Source organism: Streptomyces sp. CB02056 (assembly GCF_001905545.1).
GTDB lineage: Bacteria > Actinomycetota > Actinomycetes > Streptomycetales > Streptomycetaceae > Kitasatospora.
This window is the reverse complement of record NZ_LIPD01000002.1, coordinates 706,848-729,554: the sequence shown is the minus strand read 5'-3', so window position 1 is coordinate 729,554 and position 22,707 is coordinate 706,848. Positions and strand designations below refer to the sequence as shown.

Annotated in this window: 21 protein-coding genes; 1 reads left to right on the top strand and 20 read right to left on the bottom strand. The window is 73.1% G+C overall.

Features of this window, described 5'->3' with window-relative positions:
- Positions 1-86 precede the first annotated feature (86 nt).
- The 16 genes from dprA to proS all read right to left on the bottom strand — a co-directional run bounded on the left by dprA (position 87) and on the right by proS (position 14,593).
- Entirely contained in the window at positions 87-1,283 is a 1,197-nt protein-coding gene (gene dprA / locus AMK13_RS07205) for a DNA-processing protein DprA (RefSeq protein ID WP_079271910.1), read from the bottom strand.
- The gene (locus AMK13_RS07200; RefSeq protein ID WP_079271909.1) at positions 1,280-2,995 is read right to left on the bottom strand and encodes a YifB family Mg chelatase-like AAA ATPase; all 1,716 of its coding nucleotides are present in this window, start codon (positions 2,993-2,995) and stop codon (positions 1,280-1,282) included. The genes dprA and AMK13_RS07200 overlap by 4 nt, the downstream gene beginning before the upstream one ends.
- A 1-nt stretch (position 2,996) precedes the next feature.
- Positions 2,997-3,500 carry a YraN family protein gene (locus AMK13_RS07195; protein ID WP_079271927.1) on the bottom strand — a complete coding sequence of 168 codons (504 nt, stop codon included), beginning with the start codon at positions 3,498-3,500 and terminating at the stop codon, positions 2,997-2,999.
- A 168-nt stretch (positions 3,501-3,668) separates the two neighbouring features.
- The gene (locus AMK13_RS07190; protein WP_030056781.1) at positions 3,669-3,995 is read right to left on the bottom strand and encodes a DUF2469 domain-containing protein; all 327 of its coding nucleotides are present in this window, start codon (positions 3,993-3,995) and stop codon (positions 3,669-3,671) included.
- Between the two features lie 55 nt (positions 3,996-4,050).
- Positions 4,051-4,524: an NUDIX hydrolase gene (locus AMK13_RS07185; protein WP_049650392.1), complete on the bottom strand. Its 474-nt coding sequence runs from the start codon at positions 4,522-4,524 to the stop codon at positions 4,051-4,053.
- A gap of 112 nt (positions 4,525-4,636) precedes the next feature.
- Positions 4,637-5,389 carry a signal peptidase I gene (gene lepB / locus AMK13_RS07180; protein ID WP_079271908.1) on the bottom strand — a complete coding sequence of 251 codons (753 nt, stop codon included), beginning with the start codon at positions 5,387-5,389 and terminating at the stop codon, positions 4,637-4,639.
- A gap of 160 nt (positions 5,390-5,549) precedes the next feature.
- Positions 5,550-6,557 carry a signal peptidase I gene (gene lepB / locus AMK13_RS07175; RefSeq protein ID WP_074001523.1) on the bottom strand — a complete coding sequence of 336 codons (1,008 nt, stop codon included), beginning with the start codon at positions 6,555-6,557 and terminating at the stop codon, positions 5,550-5,552.
- Positions 6,558-6,799: 242 nt separating this feature from the next.
- A complete protein-coding gene (gene lepB / locus AMK13_RS07170; RefSeq protein ID WP_074001522.1) occupies positions 6,800-7,564 on the bottom strand; it encodes a signal peptidase I in 765 nt (254 codons plus the stop codon).
- A gap of 232 nt (positions 7,565-7,796) precedes the next feature.
- Positions 7,797-8,768: a signal peptidase I gene (gene lepB, locus AMK13_RS07165; protein WP_079271906.1), complete on the bottom strand. Its 972-nt coding sequence runs from the start codon at positions 8,766-8,768 to the stop codon at positions 7,797-7,799.
- A gap of 78 nt (positions 8,769-8,846) precedes the next feature.
- Positions 8,847-9,197: a 50S ribosomal protein L19 gene (rplS, locus tag AMK13_RS07160; protein WP_030306736.1), complete on the bottom strand. Its 351-nt coding sequence runs from the start codon at positions 9,195-9,197 to the stop codon at positions 8,847-8,849.
- Between the two features lie 154 nt (positions 9,198-9,351).
- Positions 9,352-10,170 (bottom strand): tRNA (guanosine(37)-N1)-methyltransferase TrmD, encoded by an 819-nt coding sequence (gene trmD, locus AMK13_RS07155; RefSeq protein ID WP_074001584.1) that lies wholly within the window; start codon positions 10,168-10,170, stop codon positions 9,352-9,354.
- 86 nt (positions 10,171-10,256) lie between these two features.
- Positions 10,257-10,829 carry a ribosome maturation factor RimM gene (rimM, locus tag AMK13_RS07150; RefSeq protein ID WP_074001521.1) on the bottom strand — a complete coding sequence of 191 codons (573 nt, stop codon included), beginning with the start codon at positions 10,827-10,829 and terminating at the stop codon, positions 10,257-10,259.
- A 172-nt stretch (positions 10,830-11,001) separates the two neighbouring features.
- Positions 11,002-11,241 (bottom strand): RNA-binding protein, encoded by a 240-nt coding sequence (locus tag AMK13_RS07145; protein WP_030056773.1) that lies wholly within the window; start codon positions 11,239-11,241, stop codon positions 11,002-11,004.
- Positions 11,242-11,243: 2 nt separating this feature from the next.
- On the bottom strand, positions 11,244-11,672 hold the full coding sequence (gene rpsP / locus AMK13_RS07140) for a 30S ribosomal protein S16 (protein WP_049650397.1): 429 nt from the start codon (positions 11,670-11,672) through the stop codon (positions 11,244-11,246).
- 485 nt (positions 11,673-12,157) lie between these two features.
- Positions 12,158-12,736, bottom strand: a complete 579-nt coding sequence (locus AMK13_RS07135; protein ID WP_049650398.1) for a hypothetical protein — start codon at positions 12,734-12,736, stop codon at positions 12,158-12,160.
- 444 nt (positions 12,737-13,180) lie between these two features.
- Entirely contained in the window at positions 13,181-14,593 is a 1,413-nt protein-coding gene (proS, locus tag AMK13_RS07130; RefSeq protein ID WP_049650399.1) for a proline--tRNA ligase, read from the bottom strand.
- 189 nt (positions 14,594-14,782) lie between these two features.
- Between proS and AMK13_RS07125 the strand changes: the two genes are divergently transcribed.
- Positions 14,783-15,616, top strand: coding sequence for a class I SAM-dependent methyltransferase (locus AMK13_RS07125; RefSeq protein ID WP_074001520.1), 834 nt, complete (start codon positions 14,783-14,785; stop codon positions 15,614-15,616).
- A gap of 87 nt (positions 15,617-15,703) precedes the next feature.
- On the opposite strand, the gene ftsH is transcribed toward AMK13_RS07125, so the two are convergent.
- The 4 genes from ftsH to AMK13_RS07105 all read right to left on the bottom strand — a co-directional run bounded on the left by ftsH (position 15,704) and on the right by AMK13_RS07105 (position 22,607).
- Positions 15,704-17,713, bottom strand: a complete 2,010-nt coding sequence (ftsH, locus tag AMK13_RS07120) for an ATP-dependent zinc metalloprotease FtsH (protein ID WP_079271905.1) — start codon at positions 17,711-17,713, stop codon at positions 15,704-15,706.
- A 92-nt stretch (positions 17,714-17,805) separates the two neighbouring features.
- Positions 17,806-18,330 (bottom strand): GNAT family N-acetyltransferase, encoded by a 525-nt coding sequence (locus tag AMK13_RS07115; protein WP_079271904.1) that lies wholly within the window; start codon positions 18,328-18,330, stop codon positions 17,806-17,808.
- Positions 18,331-18,407: 77 nt separating this feature from the next.
- The gene (ffh, locus tag AMK13_RS07110) at positions 18,408-19,973 is read right to left on the bottom strand and encodes a signal recognition particle protein (protein ID WP_049658994.1); all 1,566 of its coding nucleotides are present in this window, start codon (positions 19,971-19,973) and stop codon (positions 18,408-18,410) included.
- A 180-nt stretch (positions 19,974-20,153) separates the two neighbouring features.
- Complete coding sequence (locus tag AMK13_RS07105; protein WP_074001518.1) at positions 20,154-22,607, bottom strand: [protein-PII] uridylyltransferase; 2,454 nt, start codon at positions 22,605-22,607, stop codon at positions 20,154-20,156.
- Positions 22,608-22,707 lie beyond the last annotated feature (100 nt).

Below are 22,707 nucleotides of genomic sequence, written 5' to 3'. Positions count from 1 at the left end.
GACGGACAGCAGAACCGGATCGGCAGGTCAGCCGGGCGGATCCAACGTGCGTTCCCTCTACCCAAACGTGTTCCCGGTTCCAGTGCTCACCTCCTCCGCACCACGCGCCAGTGCGCGCCGTGCCGCTCCACGTAGCCGAGCGACCCCAGCTCGTAGAGCCGTTGCAGGACTTCGTCCGGCGGGAGGCCGGACTGCCGGGCCAGCCGCTCGACCGGCGCGCCCTCCGCCGTCGCCGGTACGGCCTCCAGCACCCGGGCCACCGCCGGCTCCAGCAGGTCGCGCGGGAGCACCGGGCCGCTGCGCTGCGGCGCGAGGTCCTCCCCGATCGCCCCGATCAGCTCGGTGATCTCGGCCGCGTCGGTGACCAGGGTGGCACCGCCGCTGCGGATCAGGGCGTGCACCCCGGCGGAGAGCTCCGAGGTCACCGGGCCCGCGACGCCCATGGTGTGGCGGTTGAGGTCCCGCGCCCGTCGGGCCGTGCTCAGGGCTCCGCTGCGCACCGCCGCCTCGACCACCACCGTCCCCCGGGTGAGCGCCGCGATGACCCGGTTGCGGAGGACGAAGCGGAAGCGGTTCGGGTGATCCCCGGGCGGGAGTTCGCTGACCAGCAGGCCCTGGACGCCGATCCGCCGGATCAGTTCGGCGTTGCCCTTGGGATAGGCCACGTCGACGCCGCAGGCGAGTACGGCGGCGGTCGTCCCACCGACCGCGAGCGCCCCGCGGTGCGCGGCCGCGTCGATCCCGTAGGCGGCTCCGGAGACGACCACCCAGCCGCGTTCGGCCAGTTGGGCGGACAGCTCCCCCGCGACGTGGGCGCCGTAGGCCGTACAGGCGCGGGAGCCCACCATCGCGACCGAGCGGAGCGCGAGCAGCCGCAGCGAGCCGGTGCCCGTCACCCAGAGCCCGATCGGGCGTCCGTCACCCAGGTCGTCGAGTTGGCTGGGCCATTCCGTATCCCCCGGAATGATGAACCGCCCACCGACGTCCCGTACCCGTTTCAGGTCCATCCGCGGGTCCAGCCCCGGAAGCCGCGCCTGGTACCCGGACAGTCGGGTGGCGTCCAGTCCCGGGTGGTCTGGCACCGTCCCGTCCCGGATCGCCTTCACCACGTCGACGGCGGGAAGTTGAGCGAGCCATCGACCGACCACCGCGTCCCCCGGCTCGCTGAGTCGGCCGAGCAGCACCCGGGCGAGGCGTTCCGGCTCGGTCTCGGTGGTGGCCCCGGGGCCGGGCCCGGCATCGGAACCACCGGGAATTCGAGGTTGCCTCAGCAACTGGTTCATGCCTCACCCTTCTGGTTTCGCGAACGCTCGTCAGGCGCCTCGGGCTCCCCGGACAAGTCGCCGTCCGGGCTGGCGCGCTGGGCCGGGATCCCACCGAGCCGCCCGAAGACCCGCTCGGTCAGCGGCAGTCCGTGCTCCACCCCGGTGCGCAGGACCAGGGCGGTGCGCACGTCCCGTTGGTCCGGCCGGTCGCGGCCGGCGAGGTCGGCCACCGTCCAGGCGACCCGGAGCACCCGGTCCAGGCCCCGGGCGGTCAGCAGCCCCCGCTCCAACTGCCGTGCGGCGTCGTTGAGTGCGCCGGCCGTGAGCTGCCAGCGGGTGCGCAGCTCGTGGCCCGGGACCTCCGCGTTGGTCCGCCACGGGGTGTTCGCCAGCCGGGCCGCCGCCCGCTCCCGCGCGGCCAGCACCCGGGCCGCGACGGTCTCGGTGGTCTCCGCCGTGGTGTCCCGTTCCATGAGCTCGACCCTGGTCACCGGGGCCACCTGGACCTGGAGGTCGACCCGGTCCAGCAGCGGCCCGGAGAGCCGCCCCTGGTAGCGGCTGACCATGGCGGGGGTGCACTCACAGCCCTCGCCCCGCCGCGAATACCGGCCGCACGGACAGGGGTTGGCCGCCAGGCAGAGCAGGAAGCGGGCCGGGAGCCGCAGTGATCCGGCCGAGCGGGCGATCACCACCTCGCCCGACTCCAGCGGCTGGCGCAGCGCGTCGAGCACCCGGACCGGGAACTCCGGTGCCTCGTCCAGGAAGAGCACGCCCCGGTGGGCCAGCGAGACCGCTCCCGGTCTCGGCATACCACTGCCGCCGCCGACGATGGCCGGCATCGTCGTGGAGTGGTGTGGGGCACAGTAGGGCGCGGTGTCGATCAGTGGGCGCCCGGCCGGGAGCAGCCCCGCCACCGAGTGGACGGCGGTGACCTCCAGCGCCTCCTTCTGGGTCAGCGGCGGGAGCAGCGCGGGCAACCGCTCCGCCAGCATCGTCTTGCCCGCGCCCGGCGGGCCCTTCAGGTAGAGGTGGTGCCCTCCGGCCGCGGCGATCTCCAGCGCCCGTCGGGCCTCGTACTGGCCGGCCACGTCGGCCATGTCCAGCCGGGCCGCCCTGTCGTCGGGCAGGCCCCGCACGCCGGCGCTGGGCAGCATCAGGCCGGCCATCAGCGGATCGGGCCTGCCCCCGATCGGATCGGGCGGCTCCTCCGGTGCCGCCGCGCCGGTCAGGATGGCGACGAGCTGGCGCAGGCTGCGGACGCCGATCACCGTCACCCCGGGGACGAGCGAGGCCTCGGGTGCGGTCTGCTCGGCGACCACGACCCGCTGGTACCCGGCGTCGGCGGCGGCCAGCACCGACGGCAGCACCCCTCTGACCGGCCGCACCCGGCCGTCCAGCCCCAGCTCGCCGATGATCAGCAGGTCGGCGATGGCGGAGGGGTCGAGCCGTTCGGCGGCGGCCAGCACGGCGCAGGCCACCGCGAGGTCGAAGCCGCTGCCGCTCTTGGGCACCGAGGCGGGGCTGAGACCGACCGTCAGCTTCCGCTGCGGCCAGGCCTCACCGCTGTTCACGACCGCGGCACGGACCCGGTCGCGGGCCTCGGTGAGCGCCTTGTCGGGCAGGCCGACCAGGGTGAACGCGGCCACCCCGGGCTCCAGATCGGCCTGGACCTCGACGATCACTCCGTCGACGCCGACGAGCGCGACGGAACAGGTACGGGCGAAGGCCATCTCAGACCACCCCCCGCAGGTGGTCGACCAGGGCCGCACCCCGCGCCCGGTTGACCACCGCGACCAGGTCGATCCGCACCCCGCCCGGTGGGGCGGGAGGCCACTGTGGATCGGTGGGCCCCGGGTCGTAGCCGGGGCCGGCCAGCCGGGCGAAGTGATCGGGCCAGCGCTCGGCCATCCAGCGCTCGGCCAGGCGTTGCAGCCGGGCGGCCTTGGCCCGGTCGATGGCCTCGGTCGGCTGCTGGAAACCCCGCTCGGAGCGGGTCTTCACCTCGCAGACCGCCACGGTGTCGCCGTCGAGGGCGACGATGTCCAGCTCGCCCTCGGCGCAGCGCCAGTTGAGGTCCAGGATGCGGAGCCCGGCCTCCGCGAGGCGGCGGGCGGCGACCCGCTCCCCGTACCGGCCGAGCCCGTTCCTGGTGCTGCGGTCCGGGATCGCCCGCGGGGCCTTCCCGGCTGCGGCCGTGTCCGGTACGGCCTGGTCCTGCACGACGGTGTGCTGCATGGTGACCACCTCCGCCGAGGAGGCTGCCCCAACGCGCACGGCGAGGCCCGGGAATTCCCGTTCCCTGTGGATAACTCGGACCTGTGGACAACTCCTGTCACCCGCAGGGGTGAGAAGCCCTGTTCCCGCGAAATTCGGCTGGACAACGCGGGACGGAGTCGTCCAACGTCAGTTCCCGAAGCCGGACTCGTCCGAGGGCAGCTCCAGATCGCTCTTCGCGAGTTCCTCGATGTTCACGTCCTTGAAGGTCAGCACCCGGACCTTGCGGACGAACCGGGCCGGCCGGTACATGTCCCAGACCCACGCATCCGCCATCGACACCTCGAAGAACACCTCGCCCTGGACCGAGTGCACCTGCAGCTCGTAGTCGTTGGTGAGGTAGAACCGTCGTTCGGTCTCGATCACGTACTTGAACAGGCCGACGACGTCCCGGTACTCCCGGTAGAGCTTGAGCTCCATCTCGGTCTCGTACTTCTCGAGATCTTCGGCACTCATCCAGGCGTCCCCTCAACTTGTCACGTCCACCCATTGTGGACCACCGCACCCACGGTCAGAGCCGTACCGGGTCCACCGGCGGGCCCTCGACCAGCAGCCGCTCCAGGAAGTCCGCCAGACCGACCGGATAGACCGTCTCGGCGGTCCCCCTCAGTTCCTCGACCGTCCACCAACGCGCCGCGAGCAACTGGGCGTGCTCGTCGGCGCCCATGCCCGAGTGGTCCAGCACCGTCTCCGTGGTCCGGGCCAGGTGGAACCACTGCTCCTGCTCGTAGCGCTGTCCCTGAAAGGAGAACGACACCGTGCCGTACGCCACCAAGGGCCCCAGGTCCACACCCCGCAGGCCGGTCTCCTCGGCGAGCTCCCGCTCGGCGGCCTCCCGCACGTCCTCCCCCGCCTCCAAGCCTCCCCCGGGCGTGAACCACCACGTCTCCCCCGGAGTGGCCGGGTCGGCCCCCAGGAAGAGGAGGATGCGGTCCAGCCCGTCCAGCAGCAGGATCCGCGCCGCTCTGCGGCGCCGTGCTGTCATGGCGGCGCTCCACGCTCCTTCCGTTCGCATCGGTGGCGCTACCGATCCTGCCACCCGGCGCGGTCGTCCGGGGCGATGTTCGGCAGAGCGGCCCGCGGGGCGACGGCCCCGCTCAGGAGCTGCGCCCCCGGAGCCGGCGGCCCAGACCCGCCACCCCGCCCACCGCGGAGGTCACGAGGATCAGCGCCGCGCCCGCGACGGCGGCGTAGGCGGAGGGCTCCAGCGGCCCCGGCTGCGAGGCCTTCGGGCCCGCGAAGCCGTCGAAGTCCGTGACCCGGTCGAGCAGGCCCGTCCGGCCGAAGGGCAGCACGGTGGCCTCGACCCTCGCCTCGACGGCCTCGGCCGGGACGGTCCCGCCGTCCACCTCCAGGTGGGTGCGGGAGTCCAGCGAGCCCACCCGGTTGTCGCCGAGCAGGAACAGCCGGCCCTGCGGCACCGTCACGCTGAACGGCTGGCCCTGGCCGCCCTGCGTCGCGAGGTAGGGCTCGTCCACCGGCTGCCCGTCGACCGTCAGCCGGTGATCGGCCCCGCTGGTGGCGACGGTGTCCCCGCCGACCGCGACCACCCGCTTGACCATGAGCTCGCCGCCCCAGGCCTGGTCCCGGAAGACCACCACGTCGCCCCGCCCGATGTCGCCGCCGCCGACCTTGCGGGCGAGCACAGTGTCCCCGACGCGCAGCGTCGGGTGCATCGAGGCGGTGGGGATCTTGTACGGCCGGTAGTCGATCGCGATCAGCGCGAAGCCGCCGACCATCAGCACCAGCCCGAGTGCCAGGGCGACGCCCTGCAGCACCGCGGCGGGCCGACGGCCCGCACGGGCGGGCGCGGTCGGGTGGTCGGCCGTCTGCTCCACGACACTGCTCATCGACACCGTCCACCTCTGGCCGACCGGAGAACACCACTGGCACGCCGGAGGCACGGGCGGAAACGCCGGCGGGCCGTGGCACGTCCGAGCAGATTACTCGTCGGTACCACGGCCCGCGCAAGAGCCGGGGGCAACCCGGCGGAACACGATCCGGTGGAGCTCAGGACTCCTTGCGGCTCTCCGCCCGGCCACGCACCCGCCGCACCAGCGGGAGCAGGGCGACGGCCCCCACCGCACCGGCCACGGGGGGCGCCATCGGCGCGGCCGCCGCCAGGCCCTTCTGGTCGAAGGTGTCCGGCACCGGCAGCGTCGACCAGTGGCCGACCGGCCAGGCCACCACGAAGGCACGCCCGATCACGTTGTCCACCGGGACGGTGCCGCCGCCCGGCTGGTCCATGTGGAAGCGGGAGTCCAGCGAGTTGGCGCGGTGGTCGCCCATGACCCAGATCCGGTCCTTGGGCACCTTGACCGGGCCGAACGGGTGGTCGCCGCACGGGGTGTTGCCCTGGTAGACGTACGGCTCGTTGAGCGCGACGCCGTTGACCTTGACCGGCCCCTCGCCCTCGCACTCGACGGTGTCCCCGCCGACCGCGATGACCCGCTTGATCAGGTCCTTCTCGTTGGCGGAGGGCATCAGGCCGACGAAGCTGAGCACGTCCTGCACACCGCGGAGGAAGGAGTTGCTGCTCTGCTGGGTCGGCTCGTCGCTCAGCCAGCCGCCCGGGTCGTGGAACACCACGACCTCACCGCGCTCGGGTTCGGCCCCGAACCACGGGGTCAGCTTGTCGACCAGGACGCGGTCGCCGACCTGCAGCGTGTTCTGCATCGATTCCGACGGAATGGAGAACGCCTGGACGAAGAACGTCTTGATCACCAGCGCGAGGATGAGCGCGATGCCGACCAGGATCGGCAGTTCCTTCCAGAACGAGCGCTGCTTGCGCGGCTTGGACGGAGCCTCCGACTCCGAGCCGTCCGCGGGCTCGGCCTCCGCGTGCTGGGAGCCCGGGGCGTCCTCCGATCCGGCACCGCCCTGCCCGTCGGCGGTCTGCGCCGCCGCGTCCTCGACCGAGGCCGAGGAGGCCGCGGACTCGGTGGACCGGTCCGCCCGACGGCCTGGGCCCTCGGGCTCTCCGGCGCCTGATCGGGCGCCGATCACCAAATCCCCCACAACGTCTCCTCCCTGCTGTGCGGACGCCCGCGCGCCCGCGCTCAGAGTGCCGCACAGCGGGCACCACGCTCACCACGACCATGAACGCCTCAGGGCTGCCCACCGCGGACTCCCCTGACACCAGCACAGCCTCGGCCCGCGACCGGGACCACTCCCGGCCGCACCTGCACTTCTCTATCACTCCAAGGCATCCGGCTCGCGGTCCCACACGCGAGGCCCGTCCGGCCGGCGGCCGGTGCGGCTCACTCCGGAGGCCGCCCCGACCGGCGAACGACGAGCGGAAGGATGCCCAACACCCCCATAACGAGCGGCGGTTCCGCAGGAACCGGCCCAACGCCCACCGATCCCGCGGCAGTTCCGCCGGCCTGCGGCATCCGGGCGAGAGAGGAGAGTGAACCGGGCGCATCGAGTTGATGGAAGCGGTCCAGCGGCCAGGCGGTCACGAACGCGCGACCGACCACGCCGCTCAGCGGGATCGTCCCCTGTCCCGGATTGCCCATATGGAAACGGGAGTCGGCGGAGACGTCCCGGTGGTCACCCATGACCCACAGCCGCCCCTGCGGCACCTGGATCCTGAAGGCCTGCCGGGACGGCGGGTTGCCGGGCGCGAGGTAGGACTCCTCCACCGGGTGGCCGTTGACGCTGAGGCGCCCCTGCGCGTCGCAGCACTCGACGGTGTCCCCGCCGACGCCGATCACCCGCTTGATCAGGTCCTGCTCGTTGTCGGAAGGCAGCAGTCCGACGAAGGTCAGCACCTGCTTGGCCGCGCCCAGCACCGGGCCGTCCTCGGACGGCTTGCGGTCGCGCTCCAGCCAGCCGCCCGGGTCCTTGAACACCACGATGTCGCCGCGCTGCGGCTCACTGCCGAACCAGGGGGTCAGCTTGTCCACCAGTACCCGGTCCCCGATCAGGATGGTCTGCTCCATCGAACCCGAGGGGATCACGAACACCTGGACCAGGAAGGTCTTCATCACCAGCGCCACCAGCAGGGCCACCAGGACGATCATGGGCACTTCGCGGACCAGCGAGCGCTTGCGCCGACGGGCGGCCTTGCGGGCACTGCGACGGCGCTCGGCCCGGCCGCGCGCCGACGGGGCCCCTGCCGGTCCACGGCCTGCCGCGCCTTCCTCCCCCGGTCCACCGCGCACCGGACCGGCCGTAGCCGGACCCCCTGCGGCCGGTCCCCCCGCAGTCGGGCCAGTCGGGCCTCCGGCAGCCGGGCGGTCGTCGAGCCGCCCCCTACCCCTGGTCCCCATGACCGCCTGTCCCCGCAGTCGCGGCGAAGGCCGCGGGCCGGTCCAGGCTGGTCCAGCGCGAGAACGGGTAGACCACCCAGTCCGCCCGGCCGATCACCTTCTTCTCGGGCACGAAGCCGCCACCGGGATCGCCGAGGTGGTCGCGGGAGTCCCGGGAGGCGCTGCGGTGGTCGCCCATCACCCACAGCTTGCCGGCCGGCACGACGATGTCGAAGGCCACGCTCGACGGGTCGTCGCCTGGGGACAGGTAGGAGGTCTCGTCGATCGGCACGCCGTTGACGGTGATCGGCGCGCCCGGCCCGGTGCTGGTCACCCGGTCCCCGCCGACGCCGATCACGCGCTTGACGTAGACGGTGTCCCCGGCCGGGGCCAGCCCGAGGTCCTGGGCGAACGAGCGCAGGCCGTCCCAGAAACCGGGCGGCTTCGCCGACTCGCGGAGGAAGGAGCCCCTCCCGTCGAAGACCACGACGTCGCCCCGCTGGGGATGGCCGCCGAAGGCGTAGGCGAGCTGGTACGCGACCAGCCGGTCGCCGGGGCGCAGGGTCTCCTCCATCGACCCGGAGGGCACCGAGAAGGGACGCGCGACGAAGGCGTTCGCCAGCAGCAGGGCCGTCAGGCAGATCCCGACCAACAGCAGCAGGTCCCGCGAACGCGAGCGCCCGGGCTCCTCGTCCTGCTCCGACTCGTCCGACCCGTCCGACTGGCTCGAGCCGTCGCCGCCGGAGCCGCCGGTCCGCTCCGGGCCCTCGGCCTGCTCCAGTACCTCAGCGTGCTCCGGCCCCTCGGCCGCCTCCGGCCCGTCGGCGCGCTCCGCGCCGACGACGCCGCCCGTCGCGGCGCCTTCGGCGGCGCGCCCGGAAACAACCGCGGAAACGACCGCGGACCGCGACAGCGAGTCCGCACCGGTGGGTGCGGGACTGCCGTCGCGGTCCGCGGGTGGTTCGTGCGTGCTCATCGGGGGGTGAGCTTACCTTGCGGCCACTCGGCCCCCTCAGAGCGTTCCGATCCCCCGGCGAGGCCGGGGGCCGGTGGATCAGCGGTCGCGCTTCTCCTTGATCTTCGCGGCCTTGCCGCGGAGGTCACGCAGGTAGTACAGCTTGGCGCGGCGAACCGCACCGCGGGTCACGACCTCGATCTTCTCGACGACCGGGGTGTGCACCGGGAAGGTGCGCTCCACGCCGACGTTGAAGCTGACCTTGCGAACGGTGAAGGTCTCACCGATGCCGGCGCCGTGGCGGCGGATGACGACGCCCTGGAAGACCTGGACACGGGAGCGGTTGCCCTCGATGACCCGGACGTGAACCTTCAGGGTGTCACCGGCGCGGAAGGCCGGGATGTCGCTACGCAGCGAGGCCGCGTCGACAGCAGCGAGCTTGTTGCTCATGTTGCTCTCCATCGCAGGCGCCACGGGCCGCCCACGGAAAATCGTCACAATGGGGTTCGCTGCGGGCCGCATCGGCTGACGGCGATCCCCCCGTGGCGAGGGCGCCGGTCCACGTGTCCCCTACAGGAGGGAACCAGCGACAGACAGCAGCCGCCTATTCTTCCACATCAACGGCCGTGGACCGAAATCGGCCGAGCCGCTCGTCCCAGGCCAGGCCGAGGATGCTCAGCGCCTCGCGCTCCTTCTTGTCGAAGGCGCCGTACTGCCAGCGCTCGACCAGGTCGGGCCGGTTCGCCAGGGTCCGGGCGAAGGCCTGCTCGCGGCGCCAGCGGGCGATCTTGCCGTGGTTGCCGCTGAGCAGCACGTCCGGCACCGTACGGCCGCGCCACTCGGCGGGCTTGGTGTAGACCGGGCCCTCCAGCAGGTCGGCCATCGCGCCCGGCGCGAAGGAGTCGTCGCGGTGGGACTCGGCATTGCCGAGCACTCCAGGCAGCAGTCGGGCGATCGCCTCGACCATCACCAGCACGGCGACCTCGCCGCCGGCCAGCACGTAGTCGCCGATCGAGGCCTCGACCACCGGCATCCGGGTGGCGGCTTCCTCGATCACCCGGCGGTCGATGCCCTCGTACCGGGCGGGGGTGAAGGCCAGCCAGGGGCGCCCGGCCAGTTCCTGGGCGAGCTCCTGGGTGAACGGGCGCCCGCTCGGGGTCGGCACGACCAGGGTGGGCACCTGGCCCTCGGGGCCGCCGGCGACCACCGCGTCCAGCGCCTCGCCCCACGGCTCGGGCTTCATCACCATGCCGGGGCCGCCGCCGTACGGGCTGTCGTCGACCGTGCGGTGCACGTCGTGGGTCCATCCGCGCAGGTCGTGGACGTGCACGTCCAGCTGCCCGCGGGCGCGGGCCTTGCCGACCAGCGAGACGTCCAGCGGCTCCAGGTACTCCGGGAAGATCGTGACGACGTCGATCCGCATGCCGCTCTGCACCCCGCCGGACACCGCACCGCCGGGCGCCGCATCGGCGCCGACCTCGACACCCGCCCCGGCGCGCTCCTCGACGGTCACTCCGACTCCTCCGAGTCCTCGCCGCGCTCGGCCGAGGAGGTCCCCGCGACCTCGGCCTGCTCCATGTCGATCAGCCCGGGCGGCGGGGTGATCACGGCGCGCTGGTTCTCCAGGTCGATGGTCGGCACGATCTGGCTGACGAAGGGCACCAGCACCTCCGTCCCGTCGGCCTTCTTGACCGTGAGCAGGTCCTGGTAGGGCAGGTGGACGATCTCGGTCAGCTCGCCGACCGGGGTGCCGTCCAGCAGCACCACGTCCAGGCCGATCAGCTGGTGGTCGTAGTACTCCTCCGGGTCCTCGGGGCTCTCCTCCGGGTCGACCTCGGAGATGAGCACGGTCCCACGGAGGGCCTCGGCCGCGTTGCGGTCCTTGACGCCGGCGAAGCGCAGCAGCAGCCGGCCGCTGTGCACCCGGCCGGACTCGACGGTCAGCGGTCCGGTCGACGCGGGGTCGGTGAGCAGGACGGCACCGGGGCCGAGCCGGAGTTCCGGCTCGTCGGTGCGGACCTCGACACTGACGTCCCCCCTGATGCCGTGGGCACGGCCGATCTTGCCGACGACGAGCTGCACGGTGATCGTTCTCCTGGAGTTCCTGAGCCGCAACGAAAAGCGACGGGCTGCGAAGCGACGGACTGCTAAGCCATGAAGCGACGGAAATGCTGATGGAAATGCGAAAGGCCGACCGGGACGACATGCGTCCCGGTCGGCCTCACAAGCCCTGACGGCTGAACGAGCAGCGGCGTCAGCGAATGTTGTCCACGTCGACCAGGTCGACCCGGACGTTGCGACCGCCGAGGGCGCCGACCACGGTGCGCAGAGCGCGCGCCGTACGGCCGCCCCGGCCGATCACCTTGCCGAGGTCATCGGGGTGCACTCGCACCTCGATGGTGTTCCCCCGACGCAGGTTGCGCGAGCGCACCTGCACCTCGTCGGGGTGCTCGACGATGCCCTTCACCAGGTGGTCGAGGGCGTCCTCGATCACGATCAGGCCTCGGCGGCGGCGTCGGACTCGGCCTCGGCCTTGTCCGACTTCTTGGCCTTCGGGGTGATGGCGACACCGGTGGTGGCGTCCTCGAAGCCGGCGACGGCCTTCGCGAACAGGTGCGAGAAGTCCTCGACCTTCGGCTCGGCAACGAGCAGCGGAGCCGGAGCCGGCAGGCCCTTGAACTTCTGCCAGTCGCCGGTCAGCTTCAGGATGGCGAGCACCGGCTCGGTCGGCTGGGCGCCGACGGACAGCCAGTACTGGGCGCGGTCGCTGTCGACCTCGATCTTCGAGGGGTTGTAGGTCGGCTGGTAGATGCCGATCTCCTCGATCGCGCGACCGTCACGCTTGGTGCGGGCGTCGGCGACGACGATGCGGTAGTGCGGGGAGCGAATCTTGCCGAGACGCTTCAGCTTGATCTTGACTGCCACGGGAGTGGATTCTCCTGGTGTTGACGTGGGTGAGCGGGCTCGCCGTCGCGTGGGGTTGCGGGGCGGACCGTTCAAGGGACACGCCAGCCGTAGGAGAGAGGGGTCCTGCTCGGCTGCCGAGTACTCAGCTGTCCATTCTGCCACATCGGCGAGAACCGCCTGTACGCGGGACCGGGCTCCCGGTCAGGGCTCGACCGGGAGCCCCCGCTCCCGGTCCAACCCGAAGACATCACCGCTGTCCTGCTGTACCGCTCGTTCCGTACTGCTCGTACTGCTCGTACGGCCTGTACCGCCTGTACTGCCTGGTACTGCTACCGCCTGTCACCGCTCACTCGGCGCTGCCGCCGCTGCCGGTACCGCCGGCCCCGCGTGCACCGCCCGTACCGCTCCACTCCGCTCCGCGCCGCCCATCCGGCCGGACCGCTGCCCGCACAGCAGCCCGTCGGGACGTCGACCGCTCAAGCGACGTGAGCGGCGTGAGCGACTTAAGCGATCTTGAACGGCTGCTGGCACGCGCCGCAGACGATGGACGCCTGCGCGAGCACCGAGGGAACGACCCGGACGTTGCGCCCGCACCCGCAGACCGCCTTGACCCGCACGCCGCCCCCGGAGGAGCCGTGCCGGGCCGCCGGACCGCGGAAGGCGCGCGTCGCGCCGTCGCCGGCCACCGCCTCCTGGTGCGCCCCGAGGGCACGGTCCAGGCGTTCGATGGTCTCGGCGTACCGCTCCTGGGTCTCCTTGAGCATGGTCACCTGGGAGAAGCCGCTGCTCGCGTGCGGCTCGACCGGGTGCGCCAGGCCCAGCTCGGAAGCGAGCATCAGGAAGCGCCGGTTGTGGTAGCGGCCGGCGCGCGAGGTGTCCCGGATGTCCCGGGCCGCGGCCAGACCGTGGGCGGCCTCGTGGAGGAGGCGCTCGAAACCGAGCCGCGTCCCGCAGGCCGAGGAGGACTCGCCGATCAGGGCCTCGGGCGAGGCCAGATCGGGAAGGTCCTGGTGGTAGGCCTGGATGTCACTCCAGGCGGCGGCCAGTTCGGCCGCGAGAACGAGGGGCTGTGTCGTGCTCACGCTAGACCAACGATGGAGTGCGAGCCGATGTTCCGCATGTTCTCGTTCCCGGGGAATTCACAGGGAACTCCCAGGAATGCGAGGCCGCGCGCGAATTGCGCGTTCCGGATCTGACGCAAGACCAACCCCCTGCCGGTTTGGGCCCGTCGCAACGTCGGCGGGCCTGATGAATTCCGTCCGGGGGGCGGGCTGTCGCCACCCAGGACGTACGGCCCGTGGGCCTGCCGGATTGACAGGGCCACGGGCCGTACACCGTACCGCTATTCGGTTAATACCGGGAGTTGACCGGCCAGTAGGGATGTCCCCCGCGGGGACGCACCGGAACAGTTACCGGATTCTTACCCATCCGCATTCCGGGCAAATGTCGCCGGTGCCGGTCATTACCCGTGGGCGACCGGCGCCCGGCGGACATCCACCGGACATCCACCGAACACCGAACGGATGTCAGTACGCCCGGGCGACGAGCGCGACATTGCCTTCCTGGTCGTCCGCCAGCGGCACCGAGCCGTCGGCCGCGACGATGCAGCGGACCGTGACGCCCTGCTCGGCCAGCTTGGCCTCGCCCTCCGCGCCGAGGTCGGCCCAGGAGATCCGGCCCCAGCCAGTCGCGGCGGCCTCGATGGCCTCGTCGATGGTCTTGACGTCGACCGTGCGGGACTCGCGGCGCTCGCGGGACTGGCGCAGCAGCAGCGCCTGGTCCTCCTCCAGCACGCCCGGGAGCAGCGCGGCCAGGGCGTCGATGGAGACCGGCTCCTTGCCGCCCGGGATGCGGCGGGCCAGCATCGCGGTGCCGTTCTCCAGGTCGCGCGGGCCGACCTCGATGCGCAGCGGAACGCCCTTGAGCTCCCAGTCGACGGCCCGGCGGCCGAACGGGGTGTCGGTGCGGTCGTCGACCACGACCCGGATGCCGACGGCCTCCAGCTGGGCGCCGATCTCGCGGACCTTGGCGATGACCGCGTCGTCGCCCTTGATCGCGAGCACGACGGCCTGGACGGCGGCCAGGCGCGGGGGCACCCGCAGGCCGTTGTCGTCGCCGTGGGACATGATCAGGCCGCCGACCATGCGGGTCGAGACGCCCCAGGAGGTCTGCCAGACGTACTCGCGCTCGGCGCCCTGCAACTGGTACGTGGTGTTGAACGCCTTGGCGAAGTTCTGGCCCAGCTCGTGGCTGGTGCCCATCTGCAGCGCCTTGCCGTCGCCCATCATGCCCTCGAGGGTGAGGGTGTTGATGGCGCCGGCGAAGCGCTCCTTGGCGGTCTTGCGGCCGAGCACGACGTCGATGCCGAGCACGTTCGTCATGAAGTCGCCGTAGACCTGGGTGTGGATCATCGAGGCGTACTCGCGGGCGTCCTCGTAGGTGGCGTGGGCGGTGTGGCCCTCCTGCCAGAGGAACTCGGTGGTGCGCAGGAAGACGCGCGGGCGGAGCTCCCAACGGACCACGTTGGCCCACTGGTTGATCAGCAGGGGCAGGTCGCGGTGGCTCTGCACCCACTTCGAGAAGTACTCGTTGATGATCGTCTCGGAGGTCGGCCGGACGACGACCGGCTCCTCCAGCTGCTTGCCGCCGCCGTGGGTGACCACCGCGAGCTCGGGGGCGAAGCCCTCGACGTGCTCGGCCTCCTTGGTCAGGTAGGACTGCGGGATGAACATCGGGAAGTAGGCGTTCTGCGCGCCGGCCTTCTTGATCCGCGCGTCCATCTCCTGCTGCATCCGCTCCCACAGGCCGTAGCCGTACGGTCGGATGACCATGGTGCCGCGCACCGGACCGTTGTCGGCCAGCTCGGCCTTGTTGATGAGGTCCTGGTACCAGCGCGGGAAGTCTTCCGCCTGAGGGGTGAGAACGGGTGCCTTAGCCATGGGGCGAATGGTACGGGGCCCGGGGCCCCGGTTTCGAATCGGTATCACCGGGCGGGGGCGCACCACCGCGACACGCGCGCACCACCCTGCACCCCTCTGGACGCCGGGCCCGACCCGCTGTTCGCTGGTGTGGGGCGGGACTTTGGGGGAGCCGTAGCAGCGCACCGAAGGACCGGATGGGAGGCCGCCATGGCTTCAGCTCGCACGACCGGCACGACCGGCACGACCGCACGACCGACGGGCGCACGCCCGCACCACCCGCGGACCGGGGCGGCCCGCCCCGCGCGGGCGCGCGACTGGGCGGAGATCCAGGAACGCATGCTGGTGCCGCTCTACGAGGCGGTCTACGACCGGCTGGAGGTCGGCCCGGCGAGCAGCGTGCTGGGCCTGGGCTGCCGCTCCGGGCTGGCCCTGCTGCTCGCGGCCGGCCGGGGCGCCCAGGTCTCCGGGCAGGAGCCGCGGGACGAGCTGCGCGAGCTGGCCCACGACCGCCGGCTGCGGGTGTGCGCGGGGCCCCGGACGTCGGCGGCCGTCGCCCGCTCGGCCCATTCGCTGGTGACGGTTTTCGAGCAGCTGCCCGGGGCCGCCGACGCCGGGCCGGTGGTCGCCGAGGCCGCCCGGCTCACCCTCCCGGGCGGGCACGTGGTGCTGGCCGCCTGGGGCCCGCCGGAGCGCTGCGAGAGCGCCCCGGTGCTGGACGTGGCCCGGCGGATGGCGGGCCGGACCACCGCGCGCGACCCGTTCGAGCTGAGCGCGCCCGGCGCGCTGGAGGACCTGCTGGCCCCGGCCGGCCTGCGTCCGGCCGGCAGCGGCCGGGTGAGCTGCCCGTTCGCCTACGCCGACCTCGACAGCGCGGTGCGCGGGCTGCTCTCCACTGGCCTGTTCGAGCCGGCCGAGGAGTTCTCCGGGGCCTCGCTGGTGGCCAAGGAGCTGGAGGAGGTGCTCCAGCCGTACCTGCGCGCGGACGGCTCGGTACGGATGGAGAACCTGTTCCGCTACCTGGTCGCCGAACGGTCGCGCTAGGCGGGACGAGGAGGGGCGAGGAGTCCGCAAGGGGGACGAAAAACCGGGGGCGCCCACCACCATGGCGAGCGCCCCCGGCCCCCGGCTTCACGCCCGGTCGATCGACTTCCCGTCGGCCCCGTCAGCGCCGTCGGACCCACCAGGCCCGCCGGACCCGCCGGCAGGCCCGTCGGAACCCTCGGCCCCCTCGGAGCCCTCCCGCGGCACCCCCGCCGCCCGGTACGCCGCCGCCTCGTCCAGCGTCTCCGCCTCCAGCAGCGCCGCGGCCAGCGCGTCCAGCCGGTGCCGCTGCTCGGTCAGGATCCGCACCGCGTCGTCATAGCACTCGGAGACGATCCGCCGCGCCTCCTCGTCCACCGCGTCCAGGGTGGTCGGCGCGGCGGAGAGCCCGTACGCGCCCTGCGGGTCGGAGGGCACCGCGGTGAGCCGGCCGACCCGCTCGCTCATCCCCCAGCGTCCGGCCATCCCGCGGGCGATGCTGGTGACCTGCTCCAGGTCGCTCTCCGCACCGGTGGTGATCACCCCGTAGACCACCTGCTCGGCCGCCATGCCGCCGAGCGCGCCGATGATCCGGCCGCGCAGGTACGGCTCGGTGTACGAGTAGCGGTCGTTCTCCGGGGTGGAGAGGGTGACGCCGAGCGCCCGGCCGCGCGGCACGATGGTGATCTTGCGGACCGGGTCCGCGCCGGGCTGGAGCATGCCCAGCAGCGCGTGCCCGCTCTCGTGGTACGCCGTGCGCTCGCGCTCCTCCTGCGGCATCACCAGCGGCCGCACCGCGCCGAGCTGGACCTTCTCCAGCGCGTCCGAGAGGTCCCGCTCGTTGACTGCGTCCTGCTTGCGCTTGACGGCCAGCAGCGCGGCCTCGTTGACCAGGTTGGCGAGTTCGGCGCCGGTCATCCCCGGCGTGACCTTGGCCAGCTGGTTGAGGTCGGTGTCGCCCGCCAGCGGGACGCTGCGGCTGTGGATGCGCAGGATCGCCGCACGGCCCTCCCGGTCGGGCGGGCTGACGGTGATCCGCCGGTCGAAGCGGCCGGGGCGCAGCAGGGCCGGGTCGAGCACGTCCGCCCGGTTGGTCGCGGCGATCACGATGACGCCCTCGGAGCCGCTGAAGCCGTCCATCTCGGTGAGGATCTGGTTGAGGGTCTGCTCGCGCTCGTCGTGCCCGCCCATGCCGCCGCCGGCTCCGCGCTGGCGGCCGATGGTGTCGATCTCGTCGATGAAGATGATCGCCGGGGCGACCTTGCGGGCCTCGGCGAACAGCTCGCGGACCCGGCTGGCGCCGACGCCGACGATCATCTCGATGAACTCGGAGGCGGAGGCGGAGAAGAACGGCACGTTCGCCTCGCCGGCCACGGCCCGGGCCAGCAGGGTCTTGCCGGTTCCGGGCGGGCCGCTCAGCAGCACGCCGCGCGGCATCTTGGCGCCGAGCCTGCGGTACCGCTCGGGGTTCTTCAAGTAGTCGACGACCTCGGTGAGTTCGGCCTCGACCTCGTCGATGCCGGCCACGTCGGCGAAGGTGGTGCGCTTGCCCTCCTCGGCGGTGACCGGCTTCGGCGGGGCCTTGCGGCCGAGCGGTCCGCCGCCGAGCCCGCCGGCCATCCGGCGGGCGAGCAGCACCCAGATGAAGATCAGCAGCAGCATCGGGGCGAGCGAGATCAGCAGGTTGGTGAGGAAGCTGCGCTGCTGGACCGGCGAGGTGGCGGTGACCTCGACGCCCTGCTGCTGCAGGGTGGTCCAGAGGTTGTCGCCCGCGAAGGAGGGCCGCTGGGTGTCGAACTCGGTGTAGTCGCCCTTGCCGCCGTCCGGCTTGGGCTGGGCGCTCTTGAGGGTGCCCTCGATCGCGTCGCCCTTGGCGTAGATCTTGGTGATGTTGCCCTTGTTCAGCTGGTTGTTGAACTCGGTGTACGAGATCGTGGTGGCACCGGCGGGGCCGAAGAAGGACAGCAGCAGGTCCGAGATCAGGAACACCACGAGGGCGGTGAGGGCGAGGCCCACCCAGCCGCCGGGCATCCGGCGCTTGGGCGGCGGCGGGGGCGGGGCGCCCTCCGAACGCCAGGGCTGGTCGGGGGTCTGACGTGGCGGCACGGGTTCGGTCACCCATCGGACAATACGGACAGGTGCTCGGGCGGGCCAATCGCAACGCCGCGCCCGGACCGCCGGACGGCCGCGCCGACCCCTCCCACCAGCGACTATGCCGTCGCGCCCGGCCACTCCTCGGCGGTCAGCGCGAACCGCTCGTGGTCGCGCCAGTCCCCCTGGAGGAACAGCATCCGCGGGGTGAAGCCCTCGTGCCGGAAGCCCAGCCGCTTGGCCATCGCGATCGAGCGCTCGTTCTCCGGCTGCACGTTGATCTCCAGCCGGTGCAGCCCGAGCCCGTCGGCGGTCTGCGGGGCGAAGCAGCGGTCCACGACCAGCCGCATGCCCTCGGTCATCCGCCCGGTGCCGTTGAACGGGACGTACGAGTCGTAGCCCAGCGAGGCGTTGCAGAACCGGCCCATCACGATGTTGGCGACGTTCACCTTGCCGACCAGTCCGCCGGTCTCCCGGTCGACGATCAGGAAGGTGCGCAGCCCGGACCCCTGGCGCTTCAGCAGGTCGGGCAGCCCGTCCGGCTCGACCGGGTTCCACCGTCCGATGTGTTCGGCGGACCGCCGGACCGCTTCGGCGTACCCGGCCGTGTCCTCGGCCCTCGGGGCCCTGATCATCACTCGCATGCCCCCATCATCGGACACGCGATCGGCCCGCCGCCCGGAAACACCGGACGACGGGCCGACGGGAGCCGGTCGGAGGACTACAGCAGGTCCTTGAACTCCTTGGGCAGCTCGAAGTCGGCCGGGCCCTTGCCCGCGCCGAGGCCGAACGCGCCGCCGTCCGCCGGGCCCTGGCCGGCGCCCGGGCCGAGCGCGCGGCGCTCGGCGGCCGCGGCCTCCTCCTGGGCGCGCTTCAGCGGGTTGCCGCTCTTGCGCTTGCCCTTGGCCTGCGGGGCCTTCTTGCCGGACTTCTTGGCGCCGCCGCCCATGCCCGGGATCCCCGGCATGCCGGGCATGCCCTTGCCGGAGGCCATCGCGGACATCATCTTGCGGGCCTCGAAGAACCGCTCGACCAGGTTCTTCACCTCGCCGACCTGGACACCGGAGCCCTTGGCGATGCGGGCCCGGCGGGAGCCGTTGATCAGCTCCGGCTCGGCCCGCTCGGTCGGGGTCATCGACTTGATGATCGCGCCGACCCGGTTGACGTCCTTGTCGTCGATGTTGTTGATCTGGTCCCGGATCTGGCCCATGCCGGGCAGCATGCCGAGCAGCTTGGAGATCGAGCCCATCTTCTGGACCTGCTCCAGCTGGGACAGGAAGTCGTCCAGGGTGAACTGCTTCGGACCGCCGCGCAGCTTGGCGGCGATCTTCTCCGCCTCCTCCTGCGAGAAGGTCTGCTCGGCCTTCTCGATCAGCGAGAGGACGTCACCCATGCCGAGGATGCGCGAGGCCATCCGGTCCGGGTGGAAGGCGTCGAAGTCGTCGACCTTCTCGCCGTTGGAGGCGAACATGATCTGCCGGCCGGTGACGTGCGCGACCGACAGGGCGGCACCGCCGCGGGCGTCGCCGTCGAGCTTGGAGAGCACCACGCCGGTGAAGTCGACGCCGTCGAGGAAGGCCTGCGCGGTGGTGACCGCGTCCTGGCCGATCATCGCGTCGACGACGAACAGGACCTCGTCCGGGTTCACCGCGGCGCGGATGTCGGCGGCCTGCTGCATCAGCTCGGCGTCGATGCCCAGGCGGCCTGCGGTGTCGACGACGACGACGTCGTACTGCTTCTGCTTGGCGTACTCGATCGAGTCCTTGGCCACCTGCACCGGGTCGCCGACGCCGTTGCCGGGCTGCGGGCCGTAGAAGGCCACGCCGGCGCGCTCGGCGACCACCTGGAGCTGGTTGACCGCGTTGGGGCGCTGGAGGTCGCAGGCGACCAGCAGCGGGGTGTGCTTCTGCTTCTTCAGCCAGTGGCCGAGCTTGCCCGCCAGGGTGGTCTTACCGGCACCCTGGAGACCGGCCAGCATGATCACCGTCGGGCCGCTCTTGGCGAACCGCACCCGTCGGGTCTCGCCACCGAGGATGGAGATGAGCTCCTCGTTGACGATCTTGATGATCTGCTGCGCCGGGTTCAGCGCACCGGAGACCTCGACGCCGAGCGCCCGCTCCTTGACCTGCTTGATGAAGGCCCGGACGACCGGCAGCGCGACGTCCGCCTCCAGCAGCGCGATGCGGATCTCGCGGGCGGTGGCGTCGATGTCCGCCTCGCTCAGGCGGCCCTTGCCCCGGAGGTTCTTGAACGTCGCTGCGAGGCGATCGGAAAGGGTGTCGAACACGTCGTCGCGGGTCCTCTGCGGCATCGGAATCGGTACGGTCGTCGCCCCCCAGGGTATCCGGCCGCCCCGGGTACGGTCTCCACCCCTGCTCCCGAAGCTCCTCCACCCCCGTTCCGGGAGCTCCTCCACCCTCGCCGCCGAGGCCCGACGGCCCCCGCCGCCGGAGCCCTCCGGGGCGCGTCAGCCCAGTGCGGCCCGGACCGCCGCCGCCACCTCGCCGGCCCGCCGGGCGGTCAGCGGACGGCCCGCCCCGTCGGTCAGGTAGAACGAGTCGACGGCCTCCGCGCCCAGCGTGGAGACGTGCGCGGTGCGCACCCGTACACCCGTCCCGTCCAGCGCCCGGCCGATCCGGTGCAGCAGCCCGGGGGCGTCGTGCGCGCGGACCTCCAGCACGGTCGCGGTCGCCGAGGCCACCGCGGGCGCCACCGCGACCAGCGGCGGCGGGGTGGGGATGCCCCGACGGCGCGGGGCCGCGGCGTCCCGCTCGGCGAGGCGGCGGGTGACGTCCAGCGAGCCGTCCAGCGCCCGGCGCAGGTCGGCCCGCAGCCGGGCCGCCTCCGGCAGCTCGCCGTACTCGGCCGCCACCCGCCAGGACAGCAGCAGCACCGGCCCGGCGCCCACCGGGTCCAGCTCGCGCAGCCCGGCCGAGCGGACGGCCAGCCGGTGCAGCGCGAGCACCCCGGCGGCGGTGCCGAGCAGCCCGGGCCGGTCCGGGACGGCCAGGTTCAGCTCGACGCCCATCGGCTCGGCGCCCGGCTCCGCCCCCTCGGAGCGGGCCCGCAGCGACAGCGCCGGCTGCCCGGTCCGGGCGGCCTCGACCGCGAGCCGCTCCTGCTCTGCGGTCGGCGCGCTCTCCGCCCGCGGGGTGCCCGCCCCGGCCAGCCGGTCGGCCGCCCGGGCCACCAGGCCCTCCACCAGCGAGGCCCGCCAGCCGCTCCACGCGGCCGGGCCGGTGGCCAACGCGTCCGCCTCGGTGAGCGCGTGCAGCAGCTCCAGCTCGGGCAGGGTGGCGACCACCTTGGTGACCGCCTCGACGGTGGCCGGGTCGTCCGGATCGCGCCGGGTCGCGGTGTCCACCAGCATCAGGTGGTGGCGGACCAGCACCGCCAGGGTCTCGGTGTCCTCGGGGCCGAAGCCCATCCGGGCGCCGAGGTCGCGGACGATCACCTCGCCGGCCTCGCTGTGGTCCCCCGGCCAGCCCTTGCCGATGTCGTGCAGCAGCGCGGCGACCAGCAGCAGGTCCGGGCGGGCCACCCGGCGGGTCATCGCGGCGGCCCGCACCGCCGTCTCCACCAGGTGCCGGTCCACCGTCCAGCGGTGCACCGCGTTGCGCTGCGGACGGCAGCGCACCCGCTCCCAGTCCGGGATCAGCCGGCGGACCAGCCCCTCCGCCTCCAGCGCCTCCCACACCGGGACGGCCGACTCCCCCGCGCCCAGCAGGGTGACCAGCTGCTCGCGCGCCTCGTCCGGCCAGGGCACCGGCAGCGGGCGGCACTCGGCGGCCAGCCGACGCACCGTGGCGTACGAGACGGTCAGCCCGTTCTGCGCGGCGGCGGCCGCGGCGCGCAGCGGCAGCACCGGGTCGGCGGCCGGGCGGGCGCCCTGGGCGAGCACGGCCTCGCCGTCCTGCTCGACCACGCCCTCGGCGAGCGGCCGCCGCTCGACCGCGCCCCGGGCCACCGCGCCGGAGCCGCGTCCGGTGCCGGCGAACGGGATGCCCAGCCGGCGCACCCGCCGGCCGCGGCCGCCGCGGGCCGCGAGCACCCGGTCCACCGCCCGCCAGGTGACGTCGCCCGCGTACGCGACGGTGCGGGCGGCCTCGTAGACCCGGCGCAGCAGGGTGTCGGCGTCCAGCACCCCGAGCCGCTCGGCGACCTGGTCCTGGTCCTGGAGGCCGAGCCGGTCGGTGGCCCGGCCGGTGACCAGGTGCAGGGCGTCCCGCACGTCGGCCAGCCACCGCGCGGCGTCGTCCAGGCCGTCCCGGGGCGCGTCGGCCAGCCAGCTGGCGGCGATCGCGTCCAGCGCCACGACGTCGCGCAGGCCGCCGCGGGCCTCCTTGAGGTCGGGCTCCAGCAGGAAGGACAGCTCACCCTGCCGTTCGGCCCGCTCGCGGCCCAGCTCGCGCAGCTCGGGCAGGCGCGCGGGGGCGCTCGCGCGCCAGTCGGTGAGCACCGCGGCGCGCAGCGCGTCGGTGAGCGCCCGGTCCCCGGCGAGGTGCCGGGCGTCCAGCAGGCCGAGCTGGGCCTTGAGGTCGGCGGCGGCGACCGCGCGGGCCTCCGCGACGGTGCGCACCGCGTGGTCGAGCCTGGCGCCCGAGTCCCAGACCGGGTACCAGATCCGCTCGGGCAGCTCCCCGGCGACCGGACCGTCGTGCAGCAGCAGGACGTCCAGGTCGCTGCGCGGGGACAGCTCGCCCCGCCCGTAGCCGCCGACCGCGACCAGCGCGACGCCGGGCGGGGCGCCGGCGGCCGCGAGCAGCCCGGCCAGCCAGTCGTCGGTGAGCCGGGCGAGCGCCCGGCGGCGGGGGCGGCCGCCCGGGCCGGGGGCGGCGAGCAGCGCGGCCCGGGCGGCGGCGGCACAGCCGACGGGGTCGGAGGGGTCGACGGGGTCGGAGGGGCTGGTCTCGGTGGTCATGCGCGTGGGTCCCGTCCGTCGTGCTGGGTGAACCGTCCTGCTGGTGAACCGTCCTGCCCGCGGGTCGACCGTTCGGCCGGTCCGGGAAGGCCAGTACGGA

Excerpts from the sequence above, each read along its gene's own strand:
- dprA (WP_079271910.1), bottom strand. The coding sequence starts at position 1,283 with ATGAACCAGTTGCTGAGGCAACCTCGAATTCCCGGTGGTTCCGATGCC.
- AMK13_RS07200 (WP_079271909.1), bottom strand. The coding sequence starts at position 2,995 with ATGGCCTTCGCCCGTACCTGTTCCGTCGCGCTCGTCGGCGTCGACGGA.
- AMK13_RS07195 (WP_079271927.1), bottom strand. The coding sequence starts at position 3,500 with ATGCAGCACACCGTCGTGCAGGACCAGGCCGTACCGGACACGGCCGCA.
- AMK13_RS07190 (WP_030056781.1), bottom strand. The coding sequence starts at position 3,995 with ATGAGTGCCGAAGATCTCGAGAAGTACGAGACCGAGATGGAGCTCAAG.
- AMK13_RS07185 (WP_049650392.1), bottom strand. The coding sequence starts at position 4,524 with ATGACAGCACGGCGCCGCAGAGCGGCGCGGATCCTGCTGCTGGACGGG.
- lepB (WP_079271908.1), bottom strand. The coding sequence starts at position 5,389 with ATGAGCAGTGTCGTGGAGCAGACGGCCGACCACCCGACCGCGCCCGCC.
- lepB (WP_074001522.1), bottom strand. The coding sequence starts at position 7,564 with ATGATCGTCCTGGTGGCCCTGCTGGTGGCGCTGGTGATGAAGACCTTC.
- lepB (WP_079271906.1), bottom strand. The coding sequence starts at position 8,768 with ATGAGCACGCACGAACCACCCGCGGACCGCGACGGCAGTCCCGCACCC.
- rplS (WP_030306736.1), bottom strand. The coding sequence starts at position 9,197 with ATGAGCAACAAGCTCGCTGCTGTCGACGCGGCCTCGCTGCGTAGCGAC.
- trmD (WP_074001584.1), bottom strand. The coding sequence starts at position 10,170 with ATGCGGATCGACGTCGTCACGATCTTCCCGGAGTACCTGGAGCCGCTG.
- proS (WP_049650399.1), bottom strand. The coding sequence starts at position 14,593 with ATGGCTAAGGCACCCGTTCTCACCCCTCAGGCGGAAGACTTCCCGCGC.
- AMK13_RS07125 (WP_074001520.1), top strand. The coding sequence starts at position 14,783 with ATGGCTTCAGCTCGCACGACCGGCACGACCGGCACGACCGCACGACCG.
- AMK13_RS07115 (WP_079271904.1), bottom strand. The coding sequence starts at position 18,330 with ATGCGAGTGATGATCAGGGCCCCGAGGGCCGAGGACACGGCCGGGTAC.
- AMK13_RS07105 (WP_074001518.1), bottom strand. The coding sequence starts at position 22,607 with ATGACCACCGAGACCAGCCCCTCCGACCCCGTCGACCCCTCCGACCCC.